This is a genomic window from Pseudomonas sp. B392_1p (assembly GCF_052245235.1).
Classification (GTDB): Bacteria; Pseudomonadota; Gammaproteobacteria; order Pseudomonadales; family Pseudomonadaceae; genus Serpens; species Serpens gallinarum.
In genome coordinates, this window is record NZ_JBQPXM010000005.1 from 141600 (window position 1) to 157963 (window position 16364).

The 16364-nt window shown below is 62.2% G+C and carries 15 protein-coding genes; 8 read left to right on the forward strand and 7 right to left on the reverse strand.

Translation table 11 applies throughout. From position 1 onward, the window contains the following. Window positions 1-32: 32 nt before the first annotated feature. The gene (locus ACTV8E_RS09265) at window positions 33-1250 is read right to left on the reverse strand and encodes an argininosuccinate synthase (RefSeq protein ID WP_443199283.1); all 1218 of its coding nucleotides are present in this window, start codon (window positions 1248-1250) and stop codon (window positions 33-35) included. A 100-nt stretch (window positions 1251-1350) separates the two neighbouring features. Continuing rightward, entirely contained in the window at window positions 1351-2274 is a 924-nt protein-coding gene (locus ACTV8E_RS09270; RefSeq protein ID WP_273536975.1) for a flagellar protein MotY, read from the reverse strand. Between the two features lie 239 nt (window positions 2275-2513). Here ACTV8E_RS09270 and pyrC point away from each other — a divergent pair, with 239 nt between their 5' ends. From pyrC to bfr, 4 genes are all read left to right on the forward strand, one after another. Beyond that, window positions 2514-3560: a dihydroorotase gene (pyrC, locus tag ACTV8E_RS09275; RefSeq protein ID WP_443199284.1), complete on the forward strand. Its 1047-nt coding sequence runs from the start codon at window positions 2514-2516 to the stop codon at window positions 3558-3560. Then, window positions 3557-4228: a ribonuclease T gene (gene rnt / locus ACTV8E_RS09280; protein ID WP_251835058.1), complete on the forward strand. Its 672-nt coding sequence runs from the start codon at window positions 3557-3559 to the stop codon at window positions 4226-4228. Before pyrC ends, rnt begins: the two co-directional genes overlap by 4 nt. Window positions 4229-4422: 194 nt before the next feature. Then, the gene (locus tag ACTV8E_RS09285; protein WP_251835057.1) at window positions 4423-4644 is read left to right on the forward strand and encodes a bacterioferritin-associated ferredoxin; all 222 of its coding nucleotides are present in this window, start codon (window positions 4423-4425) and stop codon (window positions 4642-4644) included. A 186-nt stretch (window positions 4645-4830) separates the two neighbouring features. Continuing rightward, a complete protein-coding gene (gene bfr / locus ACTV8E_RS09290; protein ID WP_273536971.1) occupies window positions 4831-5301 on the forward strand; it encodes a bacterioferritin in 471 nt (156 codons plus the stop codon). A 68-nt stretch (window positions 5302-5369) separates the two neighbouring features. Here the strand turns inward: bfr and grxD are convergent, their stop codons facing one another. Beyond that, window positions 5370-5696 carry a Grx4 family monothiol glutaredoxin gene (grxD, locus tag ACTV8E_RS09295; RefSeq protein ID WP_251835055.1) on the reverse strand — a complete coding sequence of 109 codons (327 nt, stop codon included), beginning with the start codon at window positions 5694-5696 and terminating at the stop codon, window positions 5370-5372. Window positions 5697-6034: 338 nt separating this feature from the next. On the opposite strand from grxD, the gene argF reads away from it, so the two are divergent. Continuing rightward, window positions 6035-6955, forward strand: coding sequence for an ornithine carbamoyltransferase (gene argF, locus ACTV8E_RS09300; RefSeq protein WP_251835054.1), 921 nt, complete (start codon window positions 6035-6037; stop codon window positions 6953-6955). Continuing rightward, window positions 6952-8061 carry an ABC transporter ATP-binding protein gene (locus tag ACTV8E_RS09305; RefSeq protein ID WP_251835053.1) on the forward strand — a complete coding sequence of 370 codons (1110 nt, stop codon included), beginning with the start codon at window positions 6952-6954 and terminating at the stop codon, window positions 8059-8061. The genes argF and ACTV8E_RS09305 overlap by 4 nt, the downstream gene beginning before the upstream one ends. A 45-nt stretch (window positions 8062-8106) precedes the next feature. On the opposite strand, the gene ACTV8E_RS09310 is transcribed toward ACTV8E_RS09305, so the two are convergent. The 3 genes from ACTV8E_RS09310 to ybaK form a co-directional block, all read right to left on the reverse strand. After that, complete coding sequence (locus ACTV8E_RS09310; protein WP_443199285.1) at window positions 8107-8892, reverse strand: PhzF family phenazine biosynthesis protein; 786 nt, start codon at window positions 8890-8892, stop codon at window positions 8107-8109. A gap of 73 nt (window positions 8893-8965) precedes the next feature. After that, window positions 8966-10459 carry a glycerol kinase GlpK gene (gene glpK / locus ACTV8E_RS09315; protein ID WP_443199286.1) on the reverse strand — a complete coding sequence of 498 codons (1494 nt, stop codon included), beginning with the start codon at window positions 10457-10459 and terminating at the stop codon, window positions 8966-8968. A 102-nt stretch (window positions 10460-10561) separates the two neighbouring features. Then, window positions 10562-11029, reverse strand: coding sequence for a Cys-tRNA(Pro) deacylase (ybaK, locus tag ACTV8E_RS09320; RefSeq protein WP_273537325.1), 468 nt, complete (start codon window positions 11027-11029; stop codon window positions 10562-10564). 101 nt (window positions 11030-11130) lie between these two features. On the opposite strand from ybaK, the gene glpD reads away from it, so the two are divergent. Next, complete coding sequence (gene glpD, locus ACTV8E_RS09325; protein WP_443199287.1) at window positions 11131-12672, forward strand: glycerol-3-phosphate dehydrogenase; 1542 nt, start codon at window positions 11131-11133, stop codon at window positions 12670-12672. Window positions 12673-12809: 137 nt separating this feature from the next. On the opposite strand, the gene metE is transcribed toward glpD, so the two are convergent. Next, window positions 12810-15101, reverse strand: a complete 2292-nt coding sequence (gene metE, locus ACTV8E_RS09330) for a 5-methyltetrahydropteroyltriglutamate--homocysteine S-methyltransferase (RefSeq protein WP_443199288.1) — start codon at window positions 15099-15101, stop codon at window positions 12810-12812. Window positions 15102-15292: 191 nt separating this feature from the next. Between metE and metR the strand changes: the two genes are divergently transcribed. Continuing rightward, window positions 15293-16222 (forward strand): transcriptional regulator MetR, encoded by a 930-nt coding sequence (metR, locus tag ACTV8E_RS09335; RefSeq protein ID WP_443199289.1) that lies wholly within the window; start codon window positions 15293-15295, stop codon window positions 16220-16222. Window positions 16223-16364 lie beyond the last annotated feature (142 nt).

Below are 16364 nucleotides of genomic sequence, written 5' to 3' on the forward strand. Positions count from 1 at the left end.
TGGCCGGGGTCCTCAGGCACTGTACAAGCTTATCAGAGCGGCGAACGGCCCTTGCCGGCGGCGATGCGCAGACGCAGGGCGTTAAGCTTGATGAAGCCGGCGGCATCGGCCTGGTCGTAGGCGCCCGCATCGTCCTCAAAGGTGGCGATGGTGGCGTCGAACAGGGAATCGTCAGACTTGCGACCGGCGATGATGATGTTGCCCTTGTACAGCTTCAGGCGCACCACGCCGTTCACCGTGGCCTGGGACGCGTCAATCATCTGCTGCAGCATCAGACGCTCCGGGCTCCACCAGTAGCCGTTGTAGATCAAGCTGGCGTATTTGGGCATCAGCTCGTCTTTCAGGTGGGCGACTTCGCGGTCCAGGGTGATGGACTCGATGGCGCGGTGGGCCTTGAGCATGATGGTGCCGCCGGGAGTTTCGTAGCAGCCGCGGGACTTCATGCCGACGTAGCGGTTTTCCACGATATCCAGGCGACCGATGCCATTTTCGCCGCCAATGCGGTTCAGCTCGGCCAGGATGGTGGCCGGGCTCAGCTCCTTGCCGTCAATGGCGACGATGTCACCGTTGCGGTAGGTCAGCTCGATGTAGGTGGGAGTGTCCGGTGCGGCTTCCGGAGACTTGGTCCAGCGCCACATGTCTTCTTCGTGCTCGGTCCAGGTGTCTTCCAGCACGCCGCCTTCATAGGAGATGTGCAGCAGGTTGGCATCCATGGAGTACGGCGATTTCTTCTTGCCGTGGCGCTCGATCGGGATCTCATGCTTGGCGGCGTAGTCCATCAGCTTCTCGCGAGACAGCAGGTCCCACTCGCGCCAGGGTGCGATGACCTTGACACCCGGCTTGAGCGCATAGGCGCCCAGCTCGAAACGCACCTGGTCGTTGCCCTTGCCGGTCGCGCCGTGGGAAATGGCGTCGGCGCCGGTTTCGTTAGCGATCTCGATCAGGCGCTTGGCGATCAGCGGACGGGCAATGGAGGTGCCCAGCAGGTATTCGCCTTCGTAGACGGTGTTGGCGCGGAACATCGGGAACACGAAATCACGCACGAACTCTTCGCGCAGGTCGTCGATGTAGATTTCCTTGACACCCATGGCCTGGGCCTTGGCGCGGGCCGGCTCGACCTCTTCGCCCTGACCGAGGTCGGCGGTGAAGGTCACCACTTCACAGTTGTAGGTATCTTGCAGCCACTTGAGAATCACCGAGGTGTCCAGGCCACCGGAATAGGCCAGAACTACCTTGTTAACGTCCGCCATGCCATCGCTCCACGGGGTAGTACGAAAACCTGAGATTCTACTGGTCCCGGCGCGCAAATTACAGCGCCGCATGCCCCGGCGGTGCGGATTGCGCCCCGATTCAGGCCGGGTTGGCGGTGCCCTGGCCTTTGGCGACCTGCTCTTGTTTCACAGCGGAGGGCTCGATGCGATCGAGGTAGAGCGTCACGCGGCGATTTTTAGCCTTGTTGGCTTCGCTGCTGTTGGGCACCAATGGGTAACGCTCGCCGTGAAAACGCACCGTGATGTGCTCTTCAGGAATGCCGTTGGCTTTCAGGTAATTGGCCACGGCCAAGGCCCGGCGGCGCGACAGGTCGCGATTGGTCAGCCGGTTGCCGGTATTGTCCGAATGCCCTTCGAGCTGGATCTGATTGATGCTCGGATCAGCCTTGAGCAACAGCAGAACGCGATCAAGTTCCACGCGGGTCGCTTCGTCCAAGTCGATACCGCTGTAGGCGAAGCCCAGCTGCAGGCGCTTGACCTGGTCGAAGTTCACCGGCAGCAGCTGGGTGGCGCAATGCTGGTAATCGGCATAGGCCTTGCCGAAACTCACCGGCAACAGGCGCACCTCCAGTGCTTCGTTGGTCTGCCAGGTGCGATGGCGCACCAGCGGCGAGCGCCCCTCCAGCAAACCGGTGAGCAGACGCGCCGCCTGCAGCTGGCTGCTGCGCAGCGATACTTCACCCTCGCCCACCGACACCTTGCCTAGATCGATGTCCTTGCGCTCCGGTTGCCAGGGCGCCGCAGCCGCCAGCAAGGTCGCGGACCCCGGACGCATCCAGCGTTGATGACTGACCAGTCGGAAGGTGGCCTGCTCGCCAGCACGGCGCACGAACTGGCCAGCCCCGAATTTGTTGATTGGCTGCGTCAGTCGGCATTCGAACTGATCGCCTTCGACCTGCCATTGCGCATGCTCCAAGCGAGGCTGGAACGACAAGGCAGCGGCCGGCAGGCTGACGAACAGGCTGACGAACAGGCTGGGCAGGATGAAGTAGCGCTGGCGCACGGAGGGCTCCACGGAATAAGCGGCGTTCCTGTGAAGTATCGGAGCCGGTGGAAAAAACTTGAGGGGCAAATGGGTGTAGAGCGGCGGTTTTGCGCGAACGCGCACAGATTCAACCTCTCCTATTGGCTTTCCGGGTTGCGGTGCTTTATCGACTTTTCTGCTGGCAGTCGATGGCGTGCAGCCGGAAGCAGCGTTTTCCGGTAGCATTCGCGCCACGTTTTACCCGTTTGGAACCTTCGATGACTGACCGTCTGACTCTGCTGCGCCCCGATGACTGGCATATTCACCTGCGCGATGGCGCCACCCTGGCGCAAACCGTAGCCGATGCCGCACGCACCTTTGGCCGCGCCATTATCATGCCCAACCTGGTGCCGCCGGTTCGCAATGCCAGCGAGGCCGACGCCTATCGCCAGCGCATTCTCGCTGCGCGTCCGGCAGCCAGCCGCTTCGAGCCGCTGATGGTGCTGTACCTCACCGACAAGACCAGCGCCGAAGACATCCGCCAGGCCAAGGCCAGCGGCTTCGTGCATGCAGCAAAGCTCTATCCGGCCGGCGCCACCACTAACTCGGACTCAGGTGTGACCAGCATCGACGGGATTTTCCCGGTCCTCGAAGCCATGGCCGACGTCGGCCTGCCGCTGCTGGTGCACGGCGAAGTCACGCGCGGCGAGATCGACGTCTTCGACCGTGAAAAGGCGTTCATCGACGAGCACATGAGCCGCGTGGTGGAGCGTTTCCCGACCCTGAAAGTGGTCTTCGAACACATCACCACCGCCGATGCCGCGCAGTTTGTACGCGAGGCCTCCGCCAACGTCGGCGCCACCATCACCGCCCATCACCTGCTGTACAACCGCAACCATATGCTGGTCGGTGGCATTCGTCCGCACCTGTATTGCCTGCCGATCCTAAAGCGCAACGTGCATCAGGAAGCACTGCTGGACGCTGCCACCAGCGGCAATCCGAAGTTCTTCCTGGGCACCGACTCGGCGCCCCACGCCCAGCATGCCAAGGAAGCCGCCTGCGGCTGTGCCGGCTGCTACACCGCGTATGCCGCCATTGAGCTGTATGCCGAAGCGTTCGAGCAGCGCAATGCCCTGGACAAGCTGGAAGGCTTCGCCAGTCAGTTTGGCGCCGACTTCTATGGCCTGCCGCACAATACCGATCGCATCACCCTGGTGCGCGAAGACTGGACCGCACCGGTCAGCCTGCCGTTTGGCGATCAGCGCTTGATGCCGCTGCGCGCCGGTGAAGTTCTGCGTTGGCGCCTGCTGGAGACCCAAGCGTGAGTGAAGATCTGTACGACGACGAACTCGACGGTCGTCCCTCCGCCGACCTGCGCCATCCCATGGCCCGCCGTTTTCGCGGCTACCTGCCGGTGGTCATCGATGTCGAATCCGGCGGGTTCAATTGCCAGACCGATGCGCTGCTGGAAATCGCCGCGGTCACCATTGCCATGGATGAACAGGGCCTGCTGTATCCGGACCACACCTACTTCCATCGCGTCGAACCCTTTGCAGGCGCCAACATCGAGCAGGCGGCGCTGGACTTCACCGGCATCAAGCTGGACCACCCGCTGCGCATGGCGGTGAGCGAAGAACACGCACTGACCGATATTTTTCGCGGCGTGCGCAAATCGCTCAAGGCTAATGACTGCAAGCGCGCCGTCCTGGTCGGCCACAACAGCAGCTTCGATCTGGGCTTCCTGAATGCCGCCGTGCTGCGCACCGGCATCAAGCGCAACCCGTTCCATCCGTTCTCCAGCTTCGACACCGCCACCTTGGCCGGGCTCGCCTACGGGCAGACCGTACTGGCCAAAGCCTGCCAGGCCGCCGGCATCGACTTCGACGGACGCGAAGCGCACTCGGCGCGCTACGACACCGAGAAAACCGCCGAACTCTTCTGCGGCATCGTCAACCGCTGGAAGGAAATGGGCGGCTGGGACCTGAACGACTAAGCGTTCCCACTCCACGCACTTGGCGCAGCCGATCGGGTCTGCGCCATTGCGCCATGACGTGCGCTTCCCCTGCCCCACTGCTTGCCTGGCTTCGTCACCGCTCGGGGACCGCCGTTCATCCGAGCAAGTTTTGACAATCATTCTCATTGCGATTAGCATCCCCGCATCCAATCAAGCGCAACGAGTAATGCCTTATGTATGTCTGTCTCTGCCAGGGTGTCACCGACGGTCATATCCGTGATGCGATCTACGAGGGCTGCTGCAGCTATCGCGAAGTGCGAGAAACCTTGGGCGTAGGCACCCAATGCGGAAAATGCGCGTGCGTCGCCAAACAAGTGGTGCGTGAAACCATTAATGAGGTCCAGGCCGGACAATCCTCGATGCTCGCCTACCCTGCCAGCTTCAGCGTTGCCTGACCCCGTCAGGCAAAGGTCACCCAAGCCGGGCTTCGCCCGGCTTTTTCGTTATCGCTAGAATTGGCTACGCAGCCCAACGCTGACTGTAATGAGATTGTTTCGCTTTGCGATCAAGGACTTAGGTTTGACACTAGCAGGCCGCGAAGCCAGACTTCTCATTCTCTCCATCTTGCCAGGCGGGCTACTATGAAAGGCGACAAGCAAGTCATTCAGCACCTCAACAAGATCCTTGGCAACGAGCTGGTCGCGATCAACCAGTATTTTCTGCATGCTCGCATGTATGAAAACTGGGGCCTGAACAAGCTCGGCAAGCACGAGTATCACGAATCCATCGACGAGATGAAGCATGCGGACAAGCTGACCCAGCGCATCCTCTTTCTCGAAGGCCTGCCCAACCTGCAGGATCTGGGCAAACTGCAGATCGGCGAAAACCCGCGTGAAATGCTCGAGAGCGACCTGCGCCTGGAACATGCCGGCTTGATCGACCTGCGCGCCGCCATCGCTTATTGCGAGAGCGTCGGCGACTACGGCAGCCGTGACCTGTTGGAAGACATCCTCGAGTCCGAGGAAGAGCACGTTGACTGGCTGGAAACCCAGCTCAGCCTGATCGGCTCGGTCGGCCTGGAAAACTACCTGCAGTCGCAGATGGGCGACTAGATCGCGAAGCACTCGCGAACGCCACGCATAAAAAACCCGCCGATTGGCGGGTTTTTTATGCAGCCGATTCAGGCTTGGGCCTTGGCTACCGCTTCTTTGATCAGGGTCTGCAGTTCGCCCTTCTCGAACATCTCGCTCATGATGTCGCTGCCGCCGACCAGCTCACCGCCGACCCACAGCTGAGGGAACGTCGGCCAGTTGGCATAGGCTGGCAGGTTGGCGCGAATTTCCGGGTTCTGCAAAATGTCCACGTAAGCGAACTTCTCGCCGCAACCCATCACGGCCTGCGCGGCACGTGCGGAGAAACCACACTGCGGGGCATTGGGCGAGCCTTTCATGTACAGCAGGACGGTGTTGCTGGCGATCTGCTCTTTGATGGTTTCGATGATATCCATGGGGCACCTCGGCTAAAACGATTGCCGACCCAGGTCGGCGGGCAGGCGGCGATTGTAGCGGAAAACCCAGCAAGACGCTCAGTCATACTGTTCTTGCAGGCCGGCGAATTTTTCGCTTGGTGCGCCCTGCTGTCGCCTATCCTTGGACGTTCCAGGCTGCGGTATGGGGAAAATGTGACGGAGTGCGAGGCAATTTGCACCGACGCGACATTTCCCGATAAGATCCGGCCCTTTCCCACTTCGTCGCCCCCGAGCGACCTCATCGCGCAGGTCTTCCTCTGGTTGTGTTGGCGTGTTTCGCCAGCGAGCCTGACAGCGTTGTAATTAAGGTAATGAAAATGAGCGCACGGCACTTTCTTTCGCTGATGGATTGCACCACCGAGGAGCTGAACGGCCTGCTGCGCCGCGCCATCGAGTTGAAAGACCTGCGCAACCGCAACATGATCTTCGAGCCGCTGAAAAACCGCGTACTGGGGATGATCTTCGAGAAAGCCTCGACCCGTACCCGCCTGTCGTTCGAAGCCGGCATGATCCAGCTCGGCGGCCATGGCATGTTTCTCTCCCCGCGCGACACCCAGCTGGGCCGTGGCGAGCCGATCAGCGACAGCGCCATTGTTATGTCGAGCATGCTTGACGGCATCATGATCCGCACCTTTGCCCACAGCACCCTGACTGAATTCGCCGCCCATTCACGCGTGCCGGTGATCAATGGGCTGTCCGATGAGCTGCACCCCTGCCAGTTACTGGCCGACATGCAGACCTTTCTGGAAAAGCGCGGCAGCATCGCCGGCAAGACCGTGGTCTGGATCGGCGACGGCAACAACATGTGCAACACCTATATAGAGGCGGCCATCCAGTTCAATTTTCAGCTGCGCATCGCCTGCCCGGCCGGTTACGAACCCAGCGCCACATTGCTCGCCAAGGCAGGCGACCGTGTGCAGATCCTGAGTGATCCGCGCGAGGCGGTAGCCGGCGCCCACCTGGTGAGCACCGATGTGTGGACCTCCATGGGCCAGGAAGAAGAGGCCGAAGAGCGCCTGGCCAGCTTCCGCCCCTACCAAGTCACCCGCGAGCTACTCGACCTGGCCGCCGAAGACGTGCTGTTCATGCACTGCCTGCCCGCGCACCGTGGCGAAGAGATCAGCCTCGATCTGCTCGACGACCCGCGCTCCGTGGCCTGGGAGCAGGCGGAAAACCGTCTGCACGCCCAGAAGGCCCTGCTCGAATTCCTCATCGAACCGGCCTACACCAACGCATGAGCAACGAACTGCTGCTTAACCTGCACGATCTGGCCTGCGGCTACAAAGATCAGAAAATCGTCCAAGGTCTCAACCTGCATTTGAACAATGGGGATATCGGCTGCCTGCTCGGTCCCTCCGGGTGTGGCAAGACCACCACGCTGCGCGCCATCGCGGGGTTTGAGTCGGTCTTCGACGGGGAGATCCGCCTGGCGGGCGAAGTCATTTCCCGCGCCGGCTTCACCCTTGCCCCGGAAAAGCGCCGCATCGGCATGGTCTTCCAGGATTACGCGCTGTTTCCCCACCTGAGCGTGGCGGACAACGTGGCGTTCGGCATTCGCAAACACCCCGAGTGCGCGCGCATCACCGCCGAAATGCTCGATCTGGTCAAGCTCGGACATCTGGGCAAGCGCTACCCCCATGAACTGTCCGGCGGCCAGCAACAGCGTGTCGCACTGGCCCGTGCACTGGCACCGCAGCCGCGCCTGTTGCTGCTTGACGAGCCCTTCTCCAACCTGGATATCGAACTGCGCCGCAAGCTCAGCCATGAAGTGCGCGAGATTCTCAAAGCCCGTGGTACCAGCGGCATTCTGGTCACCCATGATCAGGAAGAGGCTTTCGCGGTCAGCGACCAGGTCGGCGTATTCCGCGATGGTCGCCTTGAGCAATGGGACACCCCGTACAACCTCTATCACGAGCCGGTGACCCCGTTCGTCGCCAGCTTTATCGGCCAGGGCTACTTCATTCGTGGCCAGTTGCTGTCGCCGGAAACTGTGCACACTGAACTGGGCGTGATCCACGGCAACCGAGCCTACAACCTGCCCGTCGGCAGTGCCGTGGATGTGCTGCTGCGCCCGGACGACATCATCTGCGACCCCGACAGCTCTCAGAAGGCCTTGATCATCGACAAGACCTTCCTCGGCGCCTCGACGCTCTACCTGCTGCAGCTGTCGACCGGCACTCAGCTGGAGTCGATCTTCCCCAGCCATGCCGACCACTGGATTGGTGAAAACGTCGGCATTCGCGTAGCTGCCGACCATCTGGTGATCTTCCCCGCCCAGGGCAGCATCGCTGCCCATACCACCCTGCCCGAATCCGGCGTCCGTCGTTTTAGCAGCGCCAGCTGAACCCATTCCCCGGTGTGCATACTCTGCCCCCGGGGAATTTTCTCGTCAGTCCAGATACAACTCGCCGCGCGCCACCAGAGTAGCGTGGCCGGCAATCCGTACCCGCTCTCCATCAAGGCGACACTGCAATTCGCCCCCACGCGCCGAGCATTGGAAGGCACTGAGCTCCTCGCGCCCCAGACGCGCAGCCCAGTAAGGGGTCAGCGCGCAATGGGCGGCGCCGGTCACCGGGTCTTCATCGATACCGATGGCCGGTGCGAAGTAGCGCGAGACGAAGTCGTGGTTGTCTCCTGGCGCACTGACGATCACGCCTTGCCAGGGCAGCCGCGCCAGCTCTGCCAAAAGAGGCCTACAGGCACGCACCTGAGCCTCGCTGGCGACAATCACCAGCAGGCTGTCTTTGTTGGTCAGCACCTGTTGCGGTTTCAGACCAAGAATTCTGGCCAGCTCCTGGGGAGCTTCCATAGGGCCGGAAGGGATCGCCGGAAAATCCAGTTCCAGGCGCTCACCGAGCCGGCGCACGCGCAGTACGCCAGACTGACTGGTAAACGACAAACTGTCACCCGGCTCGCCATACACGTCGAACAGCACCTTGGCGCTGGCCAGTGTCGCGTGGCCACACAGTGGCACCTCAGTCGCCGGGGTGAACCAGCGGATATGCCAGGCGTCGGCCTCACGTACCAGAAACGCCGTCTCCGCCAGGTTGTGTTCGGCGGCGATGTGCTGCATCTGCTCGTCAGGCAACCAGTGCTCAAGGCGATAGACGATCGCCGGATTGCCCGCAAAGGGGCGGTCGCTGAAGGCATCGATCTGATGGAAAGGCAAGGGCATGGCAGTTCCTCGAAAACAGAAAGAGATTGTACGGAGCGTACGTGGAGCCGCTGGGCGGGACCGTGATATGCCGCTACGAAACGACCTCGCTGCGCACCCGGCTCACTGCATTCAGCCAACCGGCATATAACTCGGCACGCACCGTTTCGGCCATGTTCGGCTGATAACGCTGCTGGCATTGCCAATGGCCGGCGATTTCGTCGAGGTCGCGGTACACTCCGGCCTGCAAACCGGCCAGGTAGGCTGCGCCCAAGGCCGTGGTTTCATTGATTTGCGGGCGCTCCACGGGCACGCCCAGGATGTCGGCCAAAAACTGCATCAACCAATTATTGACCACCATGCCGCCGTCCACACGGAGCGCGCTGGGTGCAGCGGCACCGTCCTGCGCCATGGCTTCGAGCAGATCGCGGGTCTGGTAGCACACCGCCTGCAGGCCGGCGGTGACGATTTCCTTGATGCCGGTATCACGCGTCAATCCGAAAATCGCACCACGCGCCTTCGGGTCCCAATAGGGAGCGCCGAGGCCGGTGAACGCCGGCACCAGGTACACGCCGCAGGCCTCGCCGGTCTGGCGGGCCAGCTCTTCACTGTCCTCGGCATGCTTGATCAGCTTAATGCCGTCGCGCAGCCACTGCATGGCGGCACCGGCGACAAAGATACTGCCTTCCACTGCGTAGGTGACTTCGCCCTTGAGACGGTAGGCCACGGTAGTCAGCAAGCGGTTGCGGGACGTCACCGGCGTGGCGCCGGTGTTCTGGATCAGGAAGCAGCCGGTGCCGTAGGTGCTCTTAACCATGCCCGGCGAAAAACAGGCCTGCCCGATTAAGGCCGCCTGCTGGTCGCCCGCCATGCCCAGTACCGGCAACGCGGCGCCCAAAATCCCGGGTTCGATGACGCCGAACTCCGCCGCGCAGTCCAGCACCTCCGGCAGCAGGCTGGGCGGAATGTCGAACAGCGCCAGCAGATCCGCATCCCACTGCTGGGTATGGATATTGAACAGCAACGTGCGCGCGGCATTGCTGGCATCGGTGCGATGCACCTTGCCGCCGGTCAGGCGCCAGAGCAGGAAGCTGTCCACGGTGCCGAAGCGCAGCTCGCCGCGTTCGGCCCGCTCACGGGCACCCGGCACATGCTCGAGAATCCAGCGCAGCTTGCCGGCGGAGAAATACGGGTCGATCAACAGGCCGGTGCGGGCGTTGATCAGCGCCTCATGGCCTGCAGCCTTGAGCGCGGCGCAGTAATCCGCGGTGCGCCGATCCTGCCAGACGATGGCCGGGTGGATCGCCTCACCCGTTGCCGCGTCCCACACCAGGGTGGTCTCACGCTGATTGGTGATGCCGATGGCGCGGATGTCCGCTGCCTGCAAACCGCTCTCGCTCAGTGCCTGGCGGCAGACCGCCAGGGTGCTGAACCAGAGATCCTCAGGATCGTGCTCGACCCAGCCATCGGCGGGAAAGTGCTGAGCAAACTCCTGCTGAGCACTGGCCCGCGCTCCGCCATGGGCATCGAAGATGATTGCCCGGCTGCTGGTGGTGCCTTGATCGATAGCCAGAAGGTAGTGGCTCATGGCGTTTCCTTGTTGTTATGGCTGCGGCGAAAAAACGTGGGCGGCTCGCCCAACACCGGAACAGTGGGTGGAGGTATGCCGTGAGTACCAGCCAGCCGCAGCCTATCGTCCAATGACAGCAAAGCTCCCTTGGGTATGCACGGCCAGCACTTCGGCGGCCAATTCCACTTCCAGACCACGACGCCCGGCACTGACATGGATGGTTGGATGCGTGCGAGCCGATTCGTCGATGAACGTGCGCAGCCGCTTTTTCTGTCCCAGCGGGCTAATGCCCCCGACCAGGTAACCGGTGGCGCGCTGTGCGGCAACGGGATCGGCCATTTCCGCTTTTTTCACCCCGGCGGCCTGAGCCAGCGCCTTCAGATCGAGGGTGCCGGCGACTGGCACGACGGCGACCAGCAACTCGCCCTTTTCGCTTACGGCCAGCAGGGTCTTGAACACCCGCTCCGGTGCCAGACCGAGCTTTTCCGCCGCCTCCAAACCGTAGGAGGCGGATTTCGGATCGTGGTGATAACTGTGCACCTGATGGTCGGCACGGGCTTTTTTCAGCAAGTCGATGGCGGGTGTCATGGTGAATAGGCAGGATGGTGGTCGATGCTCGCTACGGTAGCGCAAAAACACGGGCAGTTAACCTAGAGTTTCACTGATGCCGTCCGGCCCCAGGAGCCCGCATGACCCTATCCCCTCCCCCGCTCGCCGAAACCTATGACCTGGCCGTGATCGGCGGTGGCATCAACGGCGCCGGGATTGCCGCCGATGCCGCTGGACGCGGCCTCAAGGTATTTCTCGGCGAGCAGCACGATCTTGCCGAGCACACCTCCTCGGCGAGCAGCAAGCTCGTTCACGGCGGTCTGCGTTATCTGGAGCATTATGAGTTCCGACTGGTGCGCGAAGCGCTGGCCGAACGCGAAGTGCTGCTGGCCAAGGCGCCGCATATCGTGCGGCCGCTGCGCTTCATCCTGCCGCACCGCCCGCACCTGCGCCCGGTGTGGATGATTCGCACCGGACTGTTCCTCTACGATCATCTGGGGCGTCGGCAGACACTCCCCGCCTCGCGCAGCCTGCGTTTTGGCGCCGACAGCCCGCTGCGCTCAACCATGACGCGCGGTTTCGAGTACTCCGACTGCTGGGTAGACGATGCCCGACTGGTGGTGCTCAACGCCATGGCTGCCCGTGAACAGGGCGCCCATGTGCACACCCGCACGCGCTGCGTCAGCGCACAGCGCCGCCATGGCCTGTGGCACCTGCATCTGGAGCGTGCCGACGGCAGTCGCCTGTCGATCCGCAGCCGGGCTCTGGTCAATGCCTGCGGGCCCTGGGTGTCTCGTTTTATCGAAGATGAACTCAAGCAGCGCTCGCCCCGCCAGATACGCCTGGTGCAAGGCAGCCATATCGTGGTGCCGCGCCTGTACGAAGGCGAGCAGGCTTATATTCTGCAGAACGAGGATCGGCGCATCGTGTTCGTCATTCCCTGGCTGGAGGCCTTCAGCCTGATTGGCACCACGGACCGAGAGTACATGGGCGACCCTGCCCGCGTTATGATCGGTGACGAGGAAATCGATTACCTGCTGGCGGTGGTCAACCTGCACTTCAAGCACCCGATCAGCCGCACCGATATCCGCCATAGCTACTCCGGAGTACGTCCGTTGCAGGAGGATGAATCCGACGATCCGGCCGCGGTGACGCGCGACTATTGCCTCGAGCTGAGCGACCAGGCGGGCAACACGCCCTTGCTTTCGATATTCGGCGGCAAACTGACCACCTATCGCAAGCTGGCTGAAGCGGCGCTGGAGCAGTTGAGCCCCTACTTTCCGAATATGGGAGCCCGCTGGACGGCAGACACCCCACTGCCCGGCGGCGAAGGCATGAGCAGCCCGGAAGTCCTGATGAACGAACTCTTGACTGATGCCCCATGGCTGCCCAAGGCCCTCGCGCGGCGCTGGGCAACCAGCTACGGCACGCGCAGCTGGAAACTGCTGGAAGGCGTCACGCAGCTGGCTGATCTGGGTGAATACTTCGGCGCGCAGCTGTATGCCCGGGAAGTGGATTATCTCTGCCGCGAAGAATGGGCCTATGCAGCCGAGGACATCCTCTGGCGGCGCAGCAAGCTCGGCCTGTTTCTGAATGCCGGGCAACAGGCAACACTGGCCGCCTACTTGCAGCGCGAATATCCGCATCGACCCTGGCCGCAGGCCTCGGTCACGCTGGGTTAACGCTGCAGACGAGCGACACGAACCAATGTAGGGTGGATGTCGTTGTTCACATCCACCACCGCGCCACCCGGTGGATCGCCACCCGGTGGATCGAGAACGCGTGATCCACCCTACTTTTCCCCCGCTATCGGCCGCCCTTAGGCAAACTGCCCGCGCAACTGCCGTGCCGCCGCCACCATGTTGATCAGCGCCGCTTCGGTTTCCGGCCAGGCGCGGGTTTTCAGGCCGCAGTCCGGGTTGACCCACAGCCGTTCGGCGGGGATGCGTTTCACCGCTTGTTGCAGCAGTTGAATCATTTCCGCCGTGTCCGGCACACGGGGCGAGTGGATGTCGTAGACGCCCGGGCCAATGTCGTTGGGGTAGTGGAAATCGCGGAAGGCTTCCAGCAGCTCCATCTGCGAGCGCGAGGTCTCGATGGTGATCACGTCGGCGTCCATCGCGGCTATCGCTTCGATCACATCATTGAACTCGCTGTAGCACATGTGCGTGTGGATCTGCGTTTCGTCGCGCACGCCACTGGCACACAAGCGGAAGGCATCCACCGCCCACTCCAGATACGCCTTCCAGGCCGTGCGGCGCAACGGCAGCCCTTCGCGAAACGCCGCTTCGTCGATCTGCACGATGCGAATGCCGGCGGCCTCCAGGTCGCACACCTCGTCGCGGATCGCCAGCGCCAATTGGCGGGCCTGGATCTCGCGCGACACATCTTCGCGCGGGAACGACCACATCAGCATGGTGACCGGGCCGGTGAGCATGCCCTTCATCACCTTGGCGGTTTGTTGCTGGGCATAGCGAATCCACTCCACGGTCATCGGCGCGGGACGGCTCAGGTCGCCATAAATCACCGCCGGTTTGACGCAGCGCGAGCCGTAGCTTTGCACCCAGCCAAAACGGGTAAAGGCGTAGCCGTCCAGCTGTTCGGCAAAGTACTCGACCATGTCATTGCGTTCGGCCTCGCCATGCACCAGCACATCCAGACCTAACTGTTCCTGCACCGCCACCGCATGGCGGATCTCGGCGTGCATCGCTTCGGTGTAGTCGGTCAGCGACAGCTTGCCCTGCTTGTAGGCCTGGCGGGCCAGGCGGATCGCCGGTGTCTGCGGGAACGAGCCGATGGTAGTGGTCGGGAACAACGGCAATTGCAGACGCGCCCGCTGCAATGCGCTGCGCTCGGCAAACGGCGAATGACGCTGGCTGTGGCGCGGCTTGATCGCCGCCAGACGGTCACGCACCTGCGGTTTGTGAATGCGCGGCGAGGCGGCGCGGCTGGCCTGCACGGCGCGGCTTTCGGTCAGCGCGGCCTGCACGGCGGGGTGTTCCGGCTCGTTCACGCCCTTAGCAAGCAGCGCAACTTCGCGGCATTTCTGCACGGCGAAGGCCAGCCAGCTTTTCAGTTCGCCATCCAGTTGGTCCTCGCGCTCGAGGTCCACCGGGCTGTGCAGCAACGAGCAGGACGGTGCCACCCACAAGCGCTCGCCGAGGCGTTGGTGGGCCTCCTGCAGCAGAGTCAGCACCGGTTCCAGATCGCAGCGCCAGACGTTGCGGCCATTGACCACACCCAACGACAGCACCTTGTAGGCCGGCAGGCGGTCGAGAATGGTCGGGTATTGCTCGGGAGCACGCACCAGGTCGATGTGCAGGCCGTCCACCGGCAGGTTGGCGGCCAGGCCCAGGTTGTCTTCCAGGCCGCCGAAATAGGTCGCCACCAGCTTCTTCAGCGGCTCGCGCTGCAGCAGGTTATAGGCCCGCTCGAAGGCACTCTTCCAGTCCTGCGGCAAATCCAGCACCAGGATGGGTTCGTCGATCTGCACCCACGCAACGCCTTGCCCAGCCAGACGTTGCAGCACTTCGCCGTACAGCGGCAGCAATCGTTCGAGCAGCTCCAGCTTGTCGAAGGCCTCGCCCTTTGCCTTGCCCAGCCACAGGTAAGTTAGCGGACCGATCAACACCGGCTTGACCTCATGGCCCAGCGCACGTGCCTCATCAACTTCTTCGAACAGCTGTTCCCAGCTCAGGCGAAACTGCTGGTCGGCAGTGAATTCCGGGACCAGGTAATGGTAGTTGGTGTCGAACCACTTGGTCATTTCCTGCGCCTGGACACCGCCGCCGCAGCAGCTCTTTGTGGCACCGCGTGCCATGCTGAACAGCGTGTCCAGCCCGGGCTGGCCGCCGGCGGGGCGGAAACGCTCGGGGATCACCCCGAACAACAACGAATGGTTAAGCACCTGGTCGTACCAGGCGAAATCACCGACCGGCAGCAAATCGATGCCAGCATCGCGCTGCACCTGCCAATGAGCAGCCCGCAGCTCACGGCCCACCTGACGCAGGCCCGCTTCATCCAGGCTGCCTTGCCAATAGGCTTCGAGGGCTTTCTTCAGCTCTCGGTCATGACCGATACGGGGGAATCCAAGGGTGTGGGTGATTGCCATGAAGCTGTCTCCATCAATGATGCCGACATTCTCAGCGCTCTTGCTAATTGAAACAAACTCAAGATTCTATTGTTAATCAATAGATCTACTCATATTTAAACGAGCTCGACACGCAAGGTAGTTTGGGCGAAACTTCGCGGCCATCATGAACAGCACTCATGCTTTCTTGTGTCCGAACCTGGAATTTATCAATGCTGGAAGTCCGTCACCTGAGAACCCTTCATGCATTGCGCGAGTCGGGTAGCCTGGTCGAGGCCGCCGAGCGCCTGCATCTCACCCAGTCGGCGCTTTCCCACCAGTTCAAGGAGCTGGAAGAGCGGTTGGGCATGTCCCTATTTATGCGCAAAACCAAGCCGGTGCGTTTCACCAGCGCAGGCCTGCGCCTGCTGCAGCTGGCTGACACGCTACTGCCACAACTGCGCGGCGCCGAGCGTGACCTGGCACGTCTGGCCGGCGGCACGGCTGGGCGGCTGCACATGGCCATCGAATGCCACAGCTGCTTCCAGTGGCTGATGCCGACCATTGATCAGTTCCGCGATGCCTGGCCCGAAGTGGAGCTGGACTTGGCCTCGGGATTTTCTTTCGCGCCATTGCCGGCACTGGCCCGTGGCGATCTCGACCTGGTGGTGACCTCCGACCCGGTCGAACTGAGCGGCATTACCTATGTGCCACTGTTTACCTATGAGGCACTGCTGGCGGTGGCCAATCAACATACGCTGGCCAGCCGCCCATTCATCGTGCCCGATGACCTGGCCCGGGAAACCCTGATCACCTATCCGGTGGAGCGCGACCGCCTGGATATCTTTACGCGCTTCCTGGAGCCGGCCGATGTCGAGCCGGCTCAGCTGCGTACCTCGGAGCTGACCGTGATGATGACCCAACTGGTCGCCAGCGGACGCGGCGTGTGCTGCCTGCCCAACTGGGCGCTGCATGAATACAGCGCCCGTGGCTACGTTACGGCCAAGCGGCTGGGCGAGAAGGGATTGTTCTCCACCCTGCACGCAGCCATCCGCAGCGACATGCTGGATGCACCCTTCATGCGCGATTTTCTGCTCACCGCTAAGGACACCTCTTTTGCCACGCTGGAAGGGGTTAGCGCGGCTCCCAAGCAATCACGCTAGCCAGTCGAAACGAAGGTGCTGGATGATTTCATCCTGTGCCAATTTGTCGCGCCCGCGGTAGGGACCGGATGACTGGTGAGGCTCTGAGACGCGGCGCATAATCGCCGCGTTTCTCCTGCCCTGCTCCCTCCTATTGTGGACA

What these genes read in the sequence shown, in the direction of transcription:
- ACTV8E_RS09265 (WP_443199283.1), bottom strand. Translation starts at nt 1,250, where the DNA reads ATGGCGGACGTTAACAAGGTAGTTCTGGCCTATTCCGGTGGCCTGGAC.
- ybaK (WP_273537325.1), bottom strand. Translation starts at nt 11,029, where the DNA reads ATGACACCCGCCATCGACTTGCTGAAAAAAGCCCGTGCCGACCATCAG.
- ACTV8E_RS09310 (WP_443199285.1), bottom strand. Translation starts at nt 8,892, where the DNA reads ATGCCCTTGCCTTTCCATCAGATCGATGCCTTCAGCGACCGCCCCTTT.
- pyrC (WP_443199284.1), top strand. Translation starts at nt 2,514, where the DNA reads ATGACTGACCGTCTGACTCTGCTGCGCCCCGATGACTGGCATATTCAC.
- bfr (WP_273536971.1), top strand. Translation starts at nt 4,831, where the DNA reads ATGAAAGGCGACAAGCAAGTCATTCAGCACCTCAACAAGATCCTTGGC.
- grxD (WP_251835055.1), bottom strand. Translation starts at nt 5,696, where the DNA reads ATGGATATCATCGAAACCATCAAAGAGCAGATCGCCAGCAACACCGTC.
- metE (WP_443199288.1), bottom strand. Translation starts at nt 15,101, where the DNA reads ATGGCAATCACCCACACCCTTGGATTCCCCCGTATCGGTCATGACCGA.
- metR (WP_443199289.1), top strand. Translation starts at nt 15,293, where the DNA reads ATGCTGGAAGTCCGTCACCTGAGAACCCTTCATGCATTGCGCGAGTCG.
- ACTV8E_RS09285 (WP_251835057.1), top strand. Translation starts at nt 4,423, where the DNA reads ATGTATGTCTGTCTCTGCCAGGGTGTCACCGACGGTCATATCCGTGAT.
- glpD (WP_443199287.1), top strand. Translation starts at nt 11,131, where the DNA reads ATGACCCTATCCCCTCCCCCGCTCGCCGAAACCTATGACCTGGCCGTG.
- argF (WP_251835054.1), top strand. Translation starts at nt 6,035, where the DNA reads ATGAGCGCACGGCACTTTCTTTCGCTGATGGATTGCACCACCGAGGAG.
- glpK (WP_443199286.1), bottom strand. Translation starts at nt 10,459, where the DNA reads ATGAGCCACTACCTTCTGGCTATCGATCAAGGCACCACCAGCAGCCGG.
- ACTV8E_RS09305 (WP_251835053.1), top strand. Translation starts at nt 6,952, where the DNA reads ATGAGCAACGAACTGCTGCTTAACCTGCACGATCTGGCCTGCGGCTAC.